The sequence below is a fragment of the Nonomuraea thailandensis genome, from assembly GCF_024172165.1.
GTDB lineage: Bacteria > Actinomycetota > Actinomycetes > Streptosporangiales > Streptosporangiaceae > Nonomuraea > Nonomuraea thailandensis.
The window spans coordinates 10,978,257-10,995,478 of the sequence record NZ_JAMZEB010000002.1; the positions used below are offsets into that span (position 1 = coordinate 10,978,257).

The 17,222-nt window shown below is 68.7% G+C and carries 16 protein-coding genes; 10 read left to right on the forward strand and 6 right to left on the reverse strand.

The window, feature by feature from the left end; genetic code table 11:
• Both HD597_RS54990 and HD597_RS54995 read right to left on the reverse strand, forming a co-directional pair.
• Positions 1 to 522, reverse strand: a complete 522-nt coding sequence (locus HD597_RS54990; protein WP_253756128.1) for a hypothetical protein — start codon at positions 520 to 522, stop codon at positions 1 to 3.
• Between the two features lie 87 nt (positions 523 to 609).
• Positions 610 to 1,212, reverse strand: a complete 603-nt coding sequence (locus tag HD597_RS54995) for a DsbA family protein (RefSeq protein WP_253756130.1) — start codon at positions 1,210 to 1,212, stop codon at positions 610 to 612.
• Between the two features lie 200 nt (positions 1,213 to 1,412).
• Here HD597_RS54995 and HD597_RS66315 point away from each other — a divergent pair, with 200 nt between their 5' ends.
• The 3 genes from HD597_RS66315 to HD597_RS55010 all read left to right on the forward strand — a co-directional run bounded on the left by HD597_RS66315 (position 1,413) and on the right by HD597_RS55010 (position 5,137).
• Positions 1,413 to 2,996: a pectate lyase family protein gene (locus tag HD597_RS66315; RefSeq protein ID WP_253756132.1), complete on the forward strand. Its 1,584-nt coding sequence runs from the start codon at positions 1,413 to 1,415 to the stop codon at positions 2,994 to 2,996.
• Between the two features lie 285 nt (positions 2,997 to 3,281).
• Complete coding sequence (locus HD597_RS55005) at positions 3,282 to 4,322, forward strand: pectate lyase family protein (protein ID WP_253756134.1); 1,041 nt, start codon at positions 3,282 to 3,284, stop codon at positions 4,320 to 4,322.
• A gap of 218 nt (positions 4,323 to 4,540) precedes the next feature.
• Positions 4,541 to 5,137, forward strand: coding sequence for a DUF6461 domain-containing protein (locus HD597_RS55010; RefSeq protein ID WP_253756136.1), 597 nt, complete (start codon positions 4,541 to 4,543; stop codon positions 5,135 to 5,137).
• Positions 5,138 to 5,177: 40 nt separating this feature from the next.
• Here HD597_RS55010 and HD597_RS55015 read toward each other — a convergent pair whose 3' ends face one another.
• The 3 genes from HD597_RS55015 to HD597_RS55025 all read right to left on the reverse strand — a co-directional run bounded on the left by HD597_RS55015 (position 5,178) and on the right by HD597_RS55025 (position 9,276).
• The gene (locus tag HD597_RS55015; protein ID WP_253756138.1) at positions 5,178 to 5,417 is read right to left on the reverse strand and encodes a hypothetical protein; all 240 of its coding nucleotides are present in this window, start codon (positions 5,415 to 5,417) and stop codon (positions 5,178 to 5,180) included.
• A gap of 206 nt (positions 5,418 to 5,623) precedes the next feature.
• Complete coding sequence (locus tag HD597_RS55020; protein ID WP_253756140.1) at positions 5,624 to 8,704, reverse strand: DEAD/DEAH box helicase; 3,081 nt, start codon at positions 8,702 to 8,704, stop codon at positions 5,624 to 5,626.
• A 143-nt stretch (positions 8,705 to 8,847) separates the two neighbouring features.
• Positions 8,848 to 9,276 (reverse strand): MarR family winged helix-turn-helix transcriptional regulator, encoded by a 429-nt coding sequence (locus tag HD597_RS55025; RefSeq protein ID WP_253756142.1) that lies wholly within the window; start codon positions 9,274 to 9,276, stop codon positions 8,848 to 8,850.
• A 129-nt stretch (positions 9,277 to 9,405) separates the two neighbouring features.
• On the opposite strand from HD597_RS55025, the gene HD597_RS55030 reads away from it, so the two are divergent.
• A complete protein-coding gene (locus tag HD597_RS55030; RefSeq protein ID WP_253756144.1) occupies positions 9,406 to 10,293 on the forward strand; it encodes an MBL fold metallo-hydrolase in 888 nt (295 codons plus the stop codon).
• A gap of 244 nt (positions 10,294 to 10,537) precedes the next feature.
• Positions 10,538 to 11,086, forward strand: coding sequence for a hypothetical protein (locus tag HD597_RS55035; RefSeq protein WP_253756145.1), 549 nt, complete (start codon positions 10,538 to 10,540; stop codon positions 11,084 to 11,086).
• Between the two features lie 76 nt (positions 11,087 to 11,162).
• Here the strand turns inward: HD597_RS55035 and HD597_RS55040 are convergent, their stop codons facing one another.
• Entirely contained in the window at positions 11,163 to 11,843 is a 681-nt protein-coding gene (locus tag HD597_RS55040; RefSeq protein WP_253756147.1) for a uridine kinase family protein, read from the reverse strand.
• A gap of 273 nt (positions 11,844 to 12,116) precedes the next feature.
• Between HD597_RS55040 and HD597_RS55045 the strand changes: the two genes are divergently transcribed.
• The 5 genes from HD597_RS55045 (at position 12,117) to HD597_RS55065 (ending at position 17,212) form a co-directional block, all read left to right on the forward strand.
• Entirely contained in the window at positions 12,117 to 13,343 is a 1,227-nt protein-coding gene (locus tag HD597_RS55045; protein ID WP_253756149.1) for a serine hydrolase domain-containing protein, read from the forward strand.
• Positions 13,344 to 13,381: 38 nt separating this feature from the next.
• Positions 13,382 to 14,860, forward strand: a complete 1,479-nt coding sequence (locus tag HD597_RS55050) for an MFS transporter (RefSeq protein WP_253756151.1) — start codon at positions 13,382 to 13,384, stop codon at positions 14,858 to 14,860.
• A gap of 104 nt (positions 14,861 to 14,964) precedes the next feature.
• A complete protein-coding gene (locus HD597_RS55055; protein ID WP_253756153.1) occupies positions 14,965 to 15,372 on the forward strand; it encodes a hypothetical protein in 408 nt (135 codons plus the stop codon).
• A gap of 140 nt (positions 15,373 to 15,512) precedes the next feature.
• Positions 15,513 to 16,892, forward strand: coding sequence for a hypothetical protein (locus HD597_RS55060; RefSeq protein WP_253756155.1), 1,380 nt, complete (start codon positions 15,513 to 15,515; stop codon positions 16,890 to 16,892).
• Between the two features lie 41 nt (positions 16,893 to 16,933).
• Positions 16,934 to 17,212: a CopG family transcriptional regulator gene (locus HD597_RS55065; protein ID WP_253756157.1), complete on the forward strand. Its 279-nt coding sequence runs from the start codon at positions 16,934 to 16,936 to the stop codon at positions 17,210 to 17,212.
• Positions 17,213 to 17,222: the final 10 nt, after the last annotated feature.

Genomic DNA, 17,222 nt, shown 5'->3' on the forward strand with positions numbered 1-17,222 from the left:
TCACCGCACGCGCAGCCACAGCGGATCGCCGTAGCGCTGCTCCACCCCCTCCCCGGGCAGGAAGTCGGGCGCCGTGCACAGCACCACCTCGCCCTGCACCTCCAGATACCTGATCAGCCCCGCCGCCACCGACAGCACGGCCTCGGCCCCGCCCTTCATGCGCGGCTCCAGCGCGGCCACCACGTCGCAGAGCCCGAACTCGTCGGGCAGCAGGGCGGCCACCTCCTTGACGAAGCTCTCCGTCACCCGCGCCTGGATCATGATCGTGCCCGGCTCCGACCTGCCCGAGCCGGCGCAGGCGTCGCAACCGCTGCTCTGGTGAGGGTTGATGGAGATCGTGCCGGAGCCCAGGCACATCAGGCACCGGCCGGACTCGGCGGCGTGCCGCGTGGCGGTGTCGCGGTCGGGCAGTGGCAGGTCACAGGTGCACGAGAAGGAGTTGTAGGTGCCCTCGACGTAGTCGTGATAGGCGATCTCATCGGGGGCGTCGACCCATCCGATGGTGATGACGTGCTCGTCCATGAGGCTGGTGCGCTCTCGTCCGCGGCTGATGGAGCCACCCAAGATAGCCCGCACACCCTGCGGGGATCACGGAATCAGCAGAAGCCGTCACATTGTGTGAGGCTCCTCGTGCGGCCTGCCCTTCAGTTCGTGGAAGCCCGGGGTGCCCGCCACCAGCAGGGTCCCGTCCCACAGGCGGGCGGCCTGCTCGCCGGTGGGCACGCGGGAGACGACCGGCCCGAAGAACACCACGCGCTCGCCGTCCTCCCGCGTGACCGCGACGATCGGGGTGCCCACGTGGTCGCCGCCGATCAGGGCCATGCCCTCGGCGTGGGAGGCGCGTACGACGTCGTCGTAGCCGGTGCCCAGGCCCGCCTCGGCCAGCTCGACCGGCAGCCCGGCGGCGCCCAGCGCGGTGCGCAGGTCGCCGATCCAGTCGCCCGTGCCGGTCGTCCACAGGGCTGTGTAGAACCGCTCCAGCGCCTGCTGGCCGTGGTCGCGCTGAACGGCCGCGCAGATGCGGACCGGGACCCAGAGGTAGCCCTCGGGATCGCCTTCAGGGTCGTCGTCGCGGCCCTCGTTCAGCACCGACAGGCTCATCACGTGCCAGCGCACCTCGACCGGGCGCACCGCGCGCACCTCCATCAGCCAGCGCGCGGTCACCCACGTGTACGGGCAGGACGGGTCGAACCACAGGTCGGCCACAGTCATGATCGCCAGCCTACGCCCTACAATCGCTTGCAAAATCCTCTACTCTTGCTGCAACAAAACTGCACACCAATCGGGTTGACGTGCCTAACAATCGGTTGCATAAAGATGTGAAGCTCGTCCCGTCAGGCAGCGCGATACGGCGCTCTCCTCGTTCCCCCCGACGCGCCCGGTCGCCGCCCCTCACCCCCGGAGGCTCCACGGTGCGCAGCAACACTCCGCTCCACCTGGCCTGCGCCGCACTCGGCGCGGCCATCGTCGCGGCACTCCTGATCATCCCGAGCGCGTCCGCCGCGACCCTGTTCAGCGACGACTTCCAGGACGGCGACGCGACCGGCTGGGCCCGGTCCGGCGGGAGCTGGTCGGTGGTCACCGACGGCTCCCCGGCCTACCGCCAGTCGGGCACCAGCGCCGACGCCCGCGCCCTGGCCGGCGGCGGCAGCGGCTGGGGCGATCAGGCGGTGCAGGCCCGCGTCAAGCCGATCGCGTACAACGGCTCAGGACGGTACGTCGCGGTGCTGGCCAGAGCGCAGAGCAGCAGCAACTACTACTTCCTCGGCCTGAGCAACACGGGCGCCGCCGTCCTCGGCAAGCGGACCGGCGGCGCCCCCATCACGCTCGCCACCGGCGCGGCCGGCGTCACCACCGGGGCGTGGCACACGGTGAGGCTGGAGGCGTTCGGCACCACGTTGCGCGGCTTCGTGAACAACGTGCAGGTCGTTTCCACCACGGACACCTCGTTCGGCTCCGGGAGGGCCGGGCTGGCGGGCTACTACGCGAGCGCCACCTTCGACGACGTGCTCGTCACGGACCTCGGCGGCCCCACCGACCCGCCCACCACGCCCACCATCCCGCCGGGGAGCTGCCGGACCTCCGGCTCGCCCACCGGCTTCGCCTCGGTGAACGCGTGGGGGCAGAACGGGACCACCGGCGGCGCGGGCGGACCGACCGTCGCGGTGGACACGGCGGCCGAGCTCCTCGCCGCGATCGGCCAGCAGAGCCCGCTGACCGTGTGCGTCATGGGCACGATCACCGTCCCGGCGGGCATGCACGACGTGGCCTCCGACAAGACCATCCTCGGGGTCGGTGCGACGTCCGGCATCACCGGGGGCGGGCTCAACATCGGCCTGCCCGCGAGCGACGCGGTGACCTCGCCGCCCGCCGACGCCGTGCACAACGTGATCATCCGCAACCTGTCGTTCCGCGGGGCCACCGACGACTCGATCAACGTGCAGATGTTCAGCCATCACGTCTGGATCGACCACAACGACCTGGCCGACGGGTACGACGGGCTGATCGACATCAAGCGGGGGTCGTCGTACGTGACCGTCTCCTGGAACCACACGCACGACCACACCAAGAACATGCTGCTCGGGCACGACGACGGGAACGCCGCTCAGGACGTCGGACGGCTGAAGGTCACCTACCACAACAACTGGTTCGACGGGACGCCGCAGCGGAACCCGCGGGTGCGGTTCGGCGAGCCCGTGCACGTGTACAACAACTACTACTTCTACAACACCGACACCGGGGTGGCCTGCCAGGCCGATGCCGGGTGCCTGGTCGAGGGGAACTACTTCGAGCGGGTCGAGGAGCCCGTGACGAACTCCTACGCGGGGCCCGGTGGGAGGTGCGTCGCGCGGAACAACGTGTTCGTGAACGAGTCAGGCGCTCCTGACTGCAGCGGCACCGTCCAGGAGGCGTCCGCGTACTACTCGTACACGGTGGCCGACCCGAACTCGGTGAAGGCGACGGTCATGGCCGGCGCCGGCGTCGGCAAGATCTAAACGAGGCTTCGGGGCTCAAAGCTCGGGCCTCCGCTTGGCAGCGCTTCGCGCATTCAGGCTCCGGGCTGCGCCCGGTGGGGGAGCCGAGCTCCCCCACACCCCCTAGCCGGGGGCCTCCCGGCCCCCGGACCCCCGGCCTTGGCCGAGTTCGGCGGTTTCTTGTCTATCCGGCAGCACCATCCAAGGACCCTCCGCGTACACAGGCGAACCCGAACTCGGTGAAGGCGACAGCGGCGCCGGTGCGGTGTCGGAGCCGGCGTCGGCAATCTTCAAGGAGTTCTCACCATGACTGTCCGCTTTGCGTTACGGCGCTTGGCCATCACGGTGGCCCTGCTCATCACAGCCCCCCTGATCTGCCTACCTCCCTCGACCGCAGCCACCATCGCTGCCTCCTCGGTAGCGGACGCCGGCCCCATCGGATTCGCCGCCGTCAACGCCCTCGGCCAGAACGGCACGACGGGCGGCGCCGGCGGCCCCACGGTCACGGTCACCACCACCGCCCAGTTCCTCGACCACATCGCCCGCCCCGGCCCGTACGTCATCCAGGTCAGCGGCACCATCACCCTGCCCACAGGCTCGTCCGACGGCATGCACAACGTCACCTCCGACAAGACCATCATCGGCCTCGGCAGCACGGCGCGCCTGGTGGGCGGCGGCCTCAACATCGGCCTCCCGGTGGACGACGACGTCACCTCACCACCCGCGAACGCCGTCCACAACGTCATCATCCGCAACCTGTCCCTGTCGGGCGCGACCGACGACCTGATCAACGTGCAGATGTTCAGCCACCACGTCTGGATCGACCACAACGACCTGTCCAACGGCGACGACGGCGCGGTCGACATCAAGCGCGGCTCCGACTACGTGACCGTCTCCTGGAACAGGTTCCACGACCACGACAAGACCCTGCTCCTGGGCCACGACGACGACAACGGCGCCCAGGACATCGGCCGCCTGCGCGTCACCTACCACCACAACTACTTCGACGCCTCCGACCAGCGCCATCCTCGCGTGCGCTTCTCGGAGCTGACCCACGTCTACAACAACTACTACCGGGACAACAGCTACGGCGTGGCCTCCACCAACGACTCCAAGATCCTGATGGAGGGCAACTACTTCTTCAGCGTCAACAACCCGGGCCGCGTGGACTTCAGTGGAGACCTGGGCCGCATCGTCCAGCGCGACAACATCCTCGTGGACTGCAACCACGCGATCGAGGTGCGCGGCTCCGTGCCCGAACCCCGCACCATCTACCCGTACACCGCCGACCCTGCCTCCAGCGTCCCGACCGTCGTGCCGGCGGGCGCCGGTGTCGGCAAGATCTGAAGGCGCGGGCTTGCGCCTTCGGCTCCGGGCAGCACCCCAGCTCAAAGCTTGGACCTCCGCATGGGGCGCTTCGCGCCTTGAGCTCCGGGCTGCGCCCTGTCGGGGAGCCGCCCCCTTGCCGGGGGCCTCCCGGCCCCCGGACCCCCGGCCTGGGCCGAGCCCGCTCTTCCTCGGGCTCGATGAGCTCGATTGTCGGTGGCACCTGCGAGCATCACGCAATGATCTTCGACAAGAACCACGCCGAGCTCGCCGAGACAGGCGGCTGCATCACCTACGTTCGAGGCCTGACGCCAGAGGAAGTAGCGATCCGGCTCGGTGGTCGTCTTGAGGACTTCAAACCGACGACTTTCAACGGGTTGTGCGGCAGCAGCTCGTCCGGGGCGCTCGTCGGCATCACAGTCGTCGGTGACTGGGTGATGATCGTTGAGATGGCGGGCACCGTGCTCGGCATCACTACAGACATCGTCACGCGGTTGTCCGCGGGCACCCGCCTCGTCTCCCACTATTGCCTCGACATCAAGGCCCTCGACTACTTCTACTGGCTTGAGGATGGAGAGCTCCGGTTCTGCTTCATCGCGCAGGAGGGCTACATGGAGCCGGTGCCGGCCGAGCTTGTGGAGATCATGAAGGAGATCGACGCTCGCTACCCACCGCTCGTCGATCTCCACAGGGGTCCGATGTTCCTCCTGGCCGAGCACCTCACCGGGATCAAACTGACACCGCAGTTGCTGGAGGAAGCCACGTATTCGTGCGGGGTCGTACCCGAACCCGAGTGGGACATCATGGATGGGGATAGGGCGCATCCAACCTACTGACATCCCAGTCTAGGGAAATGCAGACAGATGGTTGCGGAACTCAGAGAAGCTCAGCTCGCACATCGTTCCAGTAATAGCCGCAATTGTCAGGAGGAAGGCCTTCAAAGGTGCGCAGTGGGTCGGCCTCCAGATCGCACAGCTGTTGATCCTGGGCGAGTGCGTGGTACGCCACGGCCTTGCTTGTCGCGCTGGCCATATCGGGCGCCTCCACAACCCATGTGTAAGGCTCCTCGCCGTCGAACCGTTCAGTGCCGGCGACAGTCACGGTGAAGGTCTTCACGTGCTCTACCCCTTGCTGGTGGCGATCTATACCCGCGCGACGGTTGCCGTATAGGCGGACATCCAGTGACTCTTCACGATGTGTTCGACTTCCGTCGCCAGCGGGCTGGACAACAAAAGGCCATCCGCCGTAGGGCTTCTACAGAATGGCACATGTGCTGCCGAGTGGGCATTCGGATCGGCTGCTCTGGGAGGTACGAATGCCCCCTATCCGGCAATGGCCGCGCGGCGGAACAAGTCTGCGGGCATTTCCTCGTCGAGTCGCCACGTAATACCCATCGGCCGTTCACCGCGGTGCTCCACGTAGCTCACCTCGCCGTGGAAGACGAAGGCCTCCGGGTGACCGAGCTCGTTCTCCTTCCGCTGGCGGGTGAACAGCAGCACGTGGCTGCCCTCGGTCGCGTGGTTCTGGTAGCGGCGACCAGTAACCGAAGCGGCGCTGGTCCGATTCTGGGATTCCCAGTGGAACAGACGCGAGGTGAGGGCGTAATCGCGGTACATCGTCTGCGGTGAGAATTCCTTCTCGTTCTTCTGCAAGGTGACGAAGAGCGCGTCGCACTGGGCGCCCGGGCTCCAGGCAACGCCTTCGCGCATGGTGGAGGGCACCAGACCACCTACCGAAGCCCAGCCGATCGCGGCGAGCACCTCGTCGGTGGAGTAGCGAGCATTGATGGCCAGCGGCACGCCGTCGAGCTCCATCGGCTTGGCCACATATCGTGGCCTGTCGATGCCGAAGGAGAGCACCTGCTTGATTTCATCGCACAGCGCAGCCTCGCCGCGCAGTTGGTCCAGTGCCTCGTCGTAGGAGGCGAATCCGCCGCCATCACGCCAGAACGAGAAGAACAGCATCCGCGCGAAGGCCTGATCAGCTGGGGACAGTGACGCGTAGCGGGGGCCGTCTGGCTGCAGTAGTCGTACGTAGGCCTCACCGCGGGTTCGATCGTCCACGTGCAGCAACGCGCGGACGCGCCGTCCCAGTGCCTCTTCCAGAGGCGAGACTTGCTCGGACAGCAGTCCGGTACGGCGCAGCAGCGAGGTCCAATAGCGCCGATTGCGGTACAGATCGCTGATGTCGCGTCCGCTCTCCTCCAGGTATCTGATGAGCGACAGCTCCGCGAGCGAGCGGATTTCCTGCGACAGCGTGTTCACCGTCGCCCCGAGTTGGACCTTGAGATCGGCCAGCAGCCGCTCTTTGGTCACCCGATCGAGCACGATCTGACTCCCCGACGGCAGCAGCGGGAAGTCATCCTTGACCTGCTTGTCCAGCCGCCCTCTGGAGAACCCGGTCAGTGCCTGGAACCGGTTGGCAAACCGGTACTCCTTACGGTGCTGCCCGACGAAGTCGAGCACGGTCAGCACGTCCTTCTCCGGCGTACGACGGAGCCCGCGGCCGAGCTGCTGCAGGAAGATCGTGGCGCTTTCGGTGGGTCGCAGCATGAGCAGCGTGTCGACGTCGGGCACATCCAGGCCCTCGTTGAACAGGTCCACCGCGAACAGGAACCTGATCTCCCCTTCGGCGAGCGCCCGGAGTGCTGCCTTGCGAGTGCCGTCCTCTGTCGATCCATCCACTGCCAGCGACGGCATCCTATTCTTGGTGAAGAACTCGGCCATGTAGTGCGCATGCCGCACCGAGACACAGAAGCCCAGCCCGCGCACTGTCTCCAGGTTGCTCACCTTGTCGCGCACCGCGTTGAAGACCAGGCGGGCACGGGCGTCGTCACCGGTGAAGACGTTGTCGAGAGCGGAGACGTCGTAGGCGCCGCGCGTCCACTTCACCTCGGACAGGTCGGTTCCGTCATTGATCCCGAAGTAGTGGAACGGGCACAGCAGATCGGCATCCAGCGCATCCCACAGCCGCAGCTCGGAGGCGATTCGCCGGTCGAAGAACTCATCCTGTACCCACGTGCCATCGGATCGCTCCGGCGTCGCGGTCAGGCCAAGCAGCTCCTTCGGCTTGAGATGGTTGATGATCTGTCGATAGGTCGGCGCAGCGGCGTGGTGGAACTCGTCGATCACCACGACATCGAAGTGCTCGGGGTCGAACTCGAGGATCCGGCGGGTGAGCGACTGCACGCTGGCGAACACATGTCGCCAGTGCCGCGACTTCTCCTCTCCTACGTGCAGCTCGCCGAAGTCCGGGACGGCCAGCACCTGCCGATACGTACGCATCGCCTGAGCCAGGATCTCCCGCCGATGCGCCACGAACAGCATCGACGGCTGCCGGCCCAGCCGCTGCTGCAGATTGCGGTAGTCGAACGCGGCCACCACGGTCTTGCCCGTGCCGGTCGCGGCAACCAGCAGGTTGTGGTGCCGGTCATGGATGGTGCGCTCCCGGTCGAGGTCGGCCAGCATCTCGCGCTGGTGGTCGAAGGGGTGCGGTACCAACTCGGGGATGTCGAACAACTGCTTGCCCGCGTGAGAGCGAGCCAGCGCCTCATCCAGGCGATCGGCATCGGTCGCCGGGTCATATGGCTCGAACTGGGACCGGTTCCAGTAGGAGTCGAAGGTTGCCTCGAACTTGTCCAGCAACCGCGCCGTGGTCACCGACGACAATCGAACGTTCCATTCCAGCCCGTCCAGGAGAGCCGCGCGGGAAAGGTTGGAGCTGCCGACATAGGCAGTGTCGAAGCCGGTTTGGCGGCGCAGCAGCCATGCCTTGGCGTGCAGCCGGGTCGAGTTACGCTCGTAACTGATCCTCACTTCGGCGCCGAAATCGTTGACCAGCCGGTCCAGCGCCCGCCGTTCTGTCGCCCCCATGTAGGTGGTCGTGATCACCCGCAGCGGCACGTTCCGACGCCGCAGTTCGGCCAGCGGCTTCTCCAGGATGCGTAGCCCCGACCACTTCACGAAAGCACACAGCAGATCCACCCGGTCGGCACTCGCGAGCTCGGCCGCAAGCTCGTGCGCCAGGTTCGGGTCCTCGCGAGCGTTGGTGAGCAGGGCCGCTTCCGAAAGCGACGTCAGGGGCCGACGCGGGGTGGCCGCTCCCGGAGCGTCTCCCACGATCGACAGGAGCTGCTGCGGCCCCTCCGCGACGGTCTCCGGTTCAGTGAGCTCCGCCAGCAGCCGATTAGCCAGCGCTACTTGCCGGTCAGGGTGCCCCTTGAGCCCAGCGAAAGCCCGAGCCGCTGTTTCGCCGATGAAGCGGCCCAGCAGATGGGCGACCTCTTCTTCGTCGATCTTCGACACCTCGATCAGGTGGCCGGCTTGCCGCCAGGCGCTGATCTCCGCATCCAGCGTGCCGGTGATCAGGGAGTCGTAGAGACCCAGGATCGGAGCGTCGGTCATATCACGCCCTCAGAAAGACATAGGAAGATCACATATCTAGCTGATGGTGTCCAGGATGACAAGGGACGACTCAGCAGAAGCGGCGGGATCGGGCACAGCTCGGCATCGCAGGGCATTGTGCGGACATGGCTGTGCGGGTCGGCTCACGAACGAATGATGGCCTGTTCGAGCAGGTCCTGAAGAGTGCGCTGCTGCTGGGTGCTGAGGCCGGCCAGCGGTGAGTCCTGGACGAGGAGTTCGAGCAGCCGCTCACGCTGGGCGTCGCCCTCCGGGGTGAGGACGAGTTGCTTGGCGCGACGGTCGGTGGGGTGCGCGCGGCGCTCGAGCAGGCCCTGCTTCTCCAGCTTGTCGACGATGAAGGTGGCGTTGGAGGGCTCGCAGCTCATGCGTTCGGCAAGCTCCCGCATGGTCATGGGCCCGGTCATCTCCCGCAGCGCGGTCGCCTGGGCCGCGGTGAGGCCCAAGGTGGCGGCGCGTTCGCGTACGTGAACGGCGATCTGCTGGGCCAGCCCGTTCACCAGGCCGCACAGCTCCCGCTCGGCGACGGCCTGCGGTTCTGGGGAGGTGGTCATGTGCTCCATGCTAGCAAGTCCATCAAGTCAGTATATTTCAAGTTTGACTGGTTCAAGCTTGATGTTTATGGTGGCCTGGTCGCCGATGGCAGACGTGGCGATGACTGACTTGGAGAAGGGAACGCGACCATGGCGAGCTCCGCGGTTGACCAGGACGAGCGGCTGCGGCGGCCGGCGGGGATCCGCTCGGTGTGGCTGGGCGACACGAAGGTGTCCTACGTGCCGGACGGGGTGATCGAGGGCAGGCCGCGCAGCTGGCTGCCGGACACCACCGAGGAGACCTGGGCCGCCCACCCCCAGTACCTGGACGCCTCCGGCCATCTGGTGGCGAGTATCGGTGGTCTCCTGGTGGAGAACGCTGACCGCGCTCTGTTGATCGACGCGGGGTGGGGTCCGGTGTCGCTGCCGGCCGAGCCGGGCAGCCCGAACGGCGCCGTTCGCGGCGGCGCGCTGCTGGACAGTCTGGCCGAGCTGGGCCGCAGGCCGGACGAGATCGAGGCGGTGGCCTTCACCCACCTGCACATCGATCACCTCGGCTGGGCCTGGCAACTCGCCCCGGGCAGCGACCAGCCTGTGTTCACGCAGGCCGAGTATCTGGTGGCCGCACCGGAATGGGCTCACCGCGACCTGGCCGCGCAGGGCGTCACCGAAGAGGAGGTCGCCGCGCTGACACCGCGCGTGCGCACGGTGACGGACGGGCAGGAGATCTTCCCTGGCGTGCGGGTGCAGATCACCGGTGGGCACACGGCCGGGCACACGCAGTACGTCATCACCGGCGGTGGAACCCGGCTGATCGCCTTCGGCGACGCCCTGCATTCACCGATCCAAATGGACCACCCCGAATGGTCCTGCCTCTATGACCACGACCGTGCCCAGTCCGCCGAGCATCGCCGTCAACTCGTCGCCGAGCTGGAAGAGCCTGACACGATCGGTTTTGGCATCCACTTCGCCGATGCGGTTTTCGGACAGGTCCGCCGAGACGGCGCCGGCTCCGCCTGGCACCCCCTGGACGTCTGACCGCCGCGGGATCGACCACTACCCCCGGCCTGCCCATCCGCTCGCCTGCACGACACCGGTCGCAAAATCATGCCCCGGCACCGATCAGATCCACCCCTGGCGATGGGCCGTCCCCGCGCAGCGTCCGCGTCAAAGCCCGCCGCGCGACCGGGGGCGAGCCGCACGCTGCCGGTATGTCGTCCGCGCCGGCCGGTAAGGGCCAGATCGGCTTTCCTCGATGGGCCGAGGGCTTCACACTTCGGGCATGGATACGCGGCGCATCGGTACGATCCTCGCGATTCTGCTGACGATCATCTACCTGGCCTACATCGTGGCCATCCCGCTCGGCCTAATAACCCGCCGGCTCGAAGTACACGAGGTGGCCCTGGCGGCGGCCTTGCTGGTCGGGGTGTGGTTCGCGGCCTCGTCCTACTCCATCACCGATCTGTCGATCGGCGCCGGCGGGGTCAGTGCGAGGCTGGACAGGACCGAGGCCAAGCAACGGGCGCTGGAGTCCGAGCTGCGGGCGCTGCAGGTCGCGCTGAGCGGGCTGGTGACCAAGTACGAGTGGGACCATCTGCGGCGGCTCGCCGGTGAGGGGCCTGTGCCGGCGAGGTTCCGGCAGGACGGGAAGCTGCAGCTGGAGCTGGAGCGGCTGGACGCCATGGGGTTCGTGGAGCCGGTCGATTCGCAGCGGGGGCTCAACGCGATTCGTGAAGATCATGGGCATGCCTATGAGGAGTTCGACCTCGCGCGGTATGTCAGGATCACGAAGGCGGGGCGCGAGTACCTGAGGTTGCGGGAGAAGTTGTGATGGCTCCGTCCTGGCGCTCGGGCGCGGGACGCAGCGCGTGACGTAGCGCGTGACGTAGCACCGCCGGCGGCCGGGTTCACTGCGTTCTGCGGGTGGAGCGGCCGGTCTCAGGGGCGGTCGGCGGGGCGATGACCAGTTCGGTGTCCGGGTCGTGGTCGAGGTGCGGAGGGCCGGCGACGATCATGGTGGCTCGGGCCCACGGGCGTTCCCGCCTCAAGAACGGCAGCTCCTCCAGCAGCCAGTTCCGTACGTGCTGCAGTTGCTCGGGAGAGTCGCCGTCGCGGTCGGTCAGCAGGCGCTCCTGCTGATCGAGGTCGCCCTGCATCCATACCGAGGCGTCCAGCCACGGGGCAAGCTCTGCGCGGATGATGCCGGTGCCCTCGACCCAGACGGCGCCGGCGCCGGCGGGGACGGTGATCGATCCGGGCCGGTCGTGGGTGATCCAGGGGTCAGGGCGGAAGTTCACCGCCTCACCTCGGTGCAGGGGGCGCAGGATGTTCTCGACGAGCACGGCGCCCCAGTCGAAGCAGGCGTGGTTCCAGGCTAGGTCGTCGGTGTGCACGACGGCCGAGCCGGGCACCGCCTCGCGCAGCCGCTCGGCCAGGGTCGTCTTGCCTGCGCCGCCCCGGCCGTCGATCGCGATCACTCGCGGACGTCCGGTGACGCCGGGTGACGCCCTGCGCAGCCGCCGGACGGCGTCGAGGACGGTCACCACCCGCCAGCCGGTGGCCTCGGTCTCGCCGGGATGTAGACGCATCGATCACCTGTCTCCGGAGGTGAGGCCGCGAATCCGGCCCGCCGCACTCCCATGCTCTCCTCAGCGACGGTCAAGTGCGAGCTCATGAGCGTCAACCGTCCGGCAGCTCCGTCGTGGCGTGCGAGCAGGAACCGGCCGGCACGTCAGCCGGCCCATGTCAGTAGTGGCGTCAGAACGGCGACAGCCCCGTATCAGAGCGTCCGGCGAAGGTTGCCCTCATCAGCGGTTCGGCAAGGCGAACCGGCTTCACACCACGAAGGACGCGAGGAATTCATGATGAGCAACAACGGCTTCACCACGACGGGTCTGCGCAGGCTGCGTGAGGTGCTGGCCCGGCATGTCGACTCCGGCAAGATCCCCGGCCTGGTGGCCCTGGTCAGCCGCGGCGGCCAGACCCACGTCGAGACACTCGGCACGATGCGGCACGACGGCGGCGCGCCGATGCAGCGCGACACGATCTTCCGGATGGCCTCCACCTCCAAGCCGGTCTCGATCGCCGCCGCGATGGTCCTGCTGGACGAGTGCCGGCTGCGGCTGGACGACGTGGTCGACCCGTGGCTGCCCGAGCTGGCCGGCCGCCAGGTGCTGACGAGCCCGGACGCCGAGCTGGACGACACCGTGCCGGCCCGCCGCCCGATCACCGTCCGCGACGTCCTCACCTCCACCTTCGGCCTCGGCATGGACTTCACCGCCCTCGGCAAGCCGATCATGAACGCGGTGTTCGCCGCGGGCCTGACCCCCAACCTGCCCACCGAGGTGCCCGAGCAGGACGAGTGGATGCGCCGCCTGGGCGAGCTGCCGCTGATGTACCACCCCGGCCAGCAGTGGCAGTACCAGATCAGCAGCGACCTGGCCGGCGTCCTGGTCTCCCGGGTCAGCGGGCAGAGCTTCGAGGAGTTCCTGCGCGAGCGCGTCTTCGAGCCGCTCGGCATGACCGACACCGGCTTCCACGTGCCCGCCGACCAGCTCGACCGGCTGCCCACCCTGTACGCCCCCGACCCCGCCACCGGCGAGTTCCTGGCCTGGGACGAGCCCGGCAACGGCCGCTGGAGCAAGCCACCGGCCTTCCAGGGCGGCGGCGGTGGCCTGGTCTCCACCGCCGACGACTACCACGCCTACTTCCAGATGCTGCTCAACGGCGGCGTGCACAACGGCCGCCGCATCCTGTCCCGCCCGGCCGTGGAGCTGATGACCACCAACCGGCTCACCCCCGAGCAGAACGCCCCCCGCACCGAACTGGCCCGCAACAACGTGCACATCTCCTTCGGCCAGGGCCAGCAAGGCGGCTGGGGCATCGGCATGGCGGTACGCACCTACCGCGGCGACTACGCCCCCATCGGCCAGTTCGGCTGGGACGGCGGCAGCGGCACCTCCGCCTACGCCGACCCCGCCAACGGCGTCACCGGCATCCTGCTCTGCCAGCTCGGCTACACCGTCCCCAACCCCGCCCACCTCATGAACGACTTCTGGACCACCGTCTACCAGGCCATCGACGCCTGACACCGAGTTCGCGCCCAACGGCGCAGGAAGCAGGAGACATGCGACCGCATCCCCGCCGCTGGCTGATCCTCATCGCGCTCTGCCTGAGCACGCTGGTTCTGGTCATCGACAACATGGCGCTCACCGTCGCCGTCCCGGCGCTGTCCGCGGACCTGGGCGCGACCGCGCAGGACATCCAGTGGATCCTGGAGTCCTACATGCTGGTCTTCGCCGGCCTGCTGCTCACGGCCGGCTCGCTGTCCGACCGGTACGGCAGGCGGAAGGTCATGGTCGTCGGCCTGACGCTGTTCGGCGCGGCCTCCCTGGTGGCCACGTTCGCCACCAGCCCCGGCGAGTTGATCGCCGCCCGCGTGGCGATGGGCGTCGGCGGCTCGCTGATCATGCCCTCCAACCTGTCCATCATGATCAACGTGTTCACCGACGAGGCCGAACGGCGCAAGGCCATGGCCGCCGGTGCCGCCTTCGGCGTGCTCGGCCTGGTCGGCGGGCCCGTTCTCGGCGGCGCCCTGGTCGCCTCCCTCGGCTGGGAGGCGGTCTTCTGGATCAACGTCCCGGTCGCCGCCCTGGCCGTCACGGCCGCCCTGGCCCTCATGCCCGAGTCCAGAGGGCCGGTGACCAGGCCCGACCCCCTCGGCGCCGTCCTGTCCGTGATCGGCATGTCCGCGCTGGTGTGGACGATCAACGAGCTCGCGCACGGCGTCGCCTGGATCCAGCTGGTCATCGCCGTCGTGGCGCTCAGCGCCTTCGTCGTCTGGGAGCTGCGCACCGAGCACCCGATGGTGCCGCTCAGGCTGTTCCGCGACCGTGACTTCGCGGGTGGCAGCCTGTCGATGACGCTGGTCCAGGTCGGCAACGGTGGCCTGCTGCTGGTGCTGACGCAGTACATGCAGTTCGTCCTCGGCTACAGCTCCACCCAGGCCGGCCTGGCGTTCATCCCGATGTTCGCCGCCTCCATGATCTTCAACGGCGTCGGCGCCGCGCTCGGCACCAGGCTGGGCAACCGCACCACCGCGGTGCTCGGCATGGTGGTGATGGCGGGCGGGTTCGGCCTGCTCGGCCTCTCCTCCGCGGACAGCTTCGCGATCCTGGCCGTCGCCCAGGCCGTGCTGGGCGCGGGCAGCGGCCTGGCGATGCCGTCGGCGGTCATCGCGCTGATGGGCGCCGTCCCCGCCGAGCGGGCCGGGGCCGGCTCGGCGCTCAACAACACCATCCAGCAGGCCGGCGCCGCGCTCGGCGTGGCCGTCCTGGGCAGCCTGGCGACCAGCGGCTACGCCTCGGCCATGCCGGCCGGCGCACCCGAGGAGGCCCGCCGCTCGGTGGCCGCCGCCGTGGCCGACCCGTCCCTGTCCGCGGTCGCTCGCGAGGCCTACGGCGCGGCCATGTCGTACGCCTTCCTCGGCGCGGCTGCCGGCGTGCTCGCGGCCGCCGTACTGGCCCTGCTCCTGCTGCGCGGACGCCGCGTCACGGCAGGCACGCCCTCGACCACCGACGAGTCCAGGATCCTCGTCGCCGCGTAGAAGCGCCGTGTCAGATCGGCGACGGCCCGGTGTCAGCCCGGTCGGCGATCGTGGATGTCACGAAGCAACCGAGCACCTCACGAACTGAACGGAGCACCCCCACCATGTCCCTCACCCTCACCGCCCAGGACAAGATCACCATGCGCACCGCGGCCTGGGGCTCGGTCTCCCTGATGGCCGCCGCCGACGCCGCCGGCAAGCCCCACCGGGCCGCCACCCACGGCTCCATCGCCCTGGCCTCCGCGACCGGCCTGACCGGCCACGTGCTCGCCGAGTGGCCCAAGGGCGTGAACCTGCGCGGCAAGTCCGTGGCCGAGCTCGCCGACGTCGTACTGCCGGCCCTGACCGCGGCCATGAGCCTGCTCAACAAGCAGGACCCCGCGGAGGCCGTCAACTTCCGCCGCACCGTCGTCGTCGCCATCGAAGCAGCCGCCCGGACCCACCAGGGCGACCCCCGCCCTCCCGTGGCCGAGATGCTCCGCAAGATCACCGCAGCCCTCGACGCCGCCTGACGGCCTGCTCCCCGGAATGACCGCATGTCGACATAACGCGGGCATAACCACATCCGGTGACGGCCGGGTTATGGACCGCTCGCTGGACTACCTCCCCGATGGCCGAGATCCGCTCGGCCCGCTCCATCGGGGGACCCTTCGTGACAGCCACCCTGGCCCGTGGCGCCCGCTCTCGCGCGGACGCCACGGGCCGCAGCCTTTCCGGGCACCGGGTGTTCGGAGGCGTGCTCGTCCTCGCCGCCGCACTCCGCGTGCTGGTCATGCTCGGGTACGACACCGCGCGGCTCTACTGGTACGACTCGTTCACCTACCTCGACGTGGCCGTGCACCTGCGGCCACAGGGCGCCTTCCACCCCGCCGGCTACTCGTGGTTCCTGTGGGCCCTGCGCCCCTTCCACAGCGTGGAGCTGGTGGCGGGGATCCAGCACGCCATGGGGCTCGGCGTCGCGGTGATGCTGTACACGCTGCTCAGACGCTGGTCGGTGCCCGGCTGGGCGGCCACGGCGGCCACGGTGCCGGTGTTGTTCGACCCGTCCTTCGTCCGGCTGGAACACTCCGTGCTGTCCGACCTGCAAGTGATCTTCCTCATCACGGCCGCGCTGCCGGCGCTGCTGTGGCGTCCCACCGGTCACCTCTCCACCAGGGCGGCGACCGCGGCGGGGCTGCTGCTCGCGCTGGCCGGCCTCACCCGCACCGCCGCCGTGCCCCTGCTCGGCCTGGCCGCGCTCTTCCTCCTGGCCCGCCGCACACCCTGGCGGCGGATCGTGGCGTTCGTGCTGGCGGGCGGGCTGCCCCTGCTCGCCTACGCCGGCTGGTACGCCCAGCACCACGGCAGGTTCGCCCTGAGCGGCTCCGACGGCGTCGCCCTCTGGGCCCGCACCATGACCTTCGCCGACTGCTCGCGCATCCAGCCGCCACCTGACCTGGCACCCCTCTGCCCGAACGGCACCGTCCTCGACGCCGCCTCCGAGTACGTCTGGGCGCCCGGCTCCTCCCTCAACCGCCTGCCCGGCGACCGGTTCGCCCACAACGACCTGGCCAGATCGTTCGCCGTCACCGCGATCGCCGCCCAGCCGCTCGACTACCTGCGCGAGGTCGTCAAGGACACCTCGCTCGCCTTCACCTGGCAGCCCGTCGCCCACCCCAGGCGGGTCAGTGCCCACACGACCTTCCCGCGCGGCTCCTGGCCGCTGCCCGAGCAGCACGCCCTCATCGGCAAGGTCCGCAACGAGTACGACTCCGACATTCGCGGCATGAGCTCGGTCGAGCCGTTCGCGTCGGTGCTGGCCGCCTACCCGTATCCATGGCTGCTGCACGGGCCCGTGTTCGGGGTGCTGCTGGTGGCGGGCGGTGCGGGCGCGCTGCGGCGGGGACGCAGGGCGGCGCTGCTGCCGTGGTCGTTCGCGATGTTCCTGCTGGTCGCGCCGGTGGCCGCGCTCGACTTCGACCATCGGTACGTGTTGCCCGCGATCCCGCTCGCGTGTGTGGCCGCCGCGCTCGCCCTGCGCCGGGTCACGTGAACACTGGTATGGGGTGTACCACGGAGAGTATGGTGTCTTGTATGGCAACCAAGAAGATAACGGTGACGGTTCCCGAAGATCTTCTTGAGGAGATCCGCGCAGACGCGGCCGAACGAGGGCTTTCGGCCTACGTCGCGGAGGCGCTGCGTGCCAAACGTGACCGAGATCGGCTGCGGGAGCTGGTGGGCTGGTTGGAAGAGGAATACGGCCCGGTCACCGAAGACGAGCGCGCCGCGGCGATGGCGGAGCTTGAAGATCTCGACGCTGAGCACGAGCGCCGCCGCACCGGCGATGTGCGCAGCGGGGGAGAATCCGCGTGAGGAAGCGCGG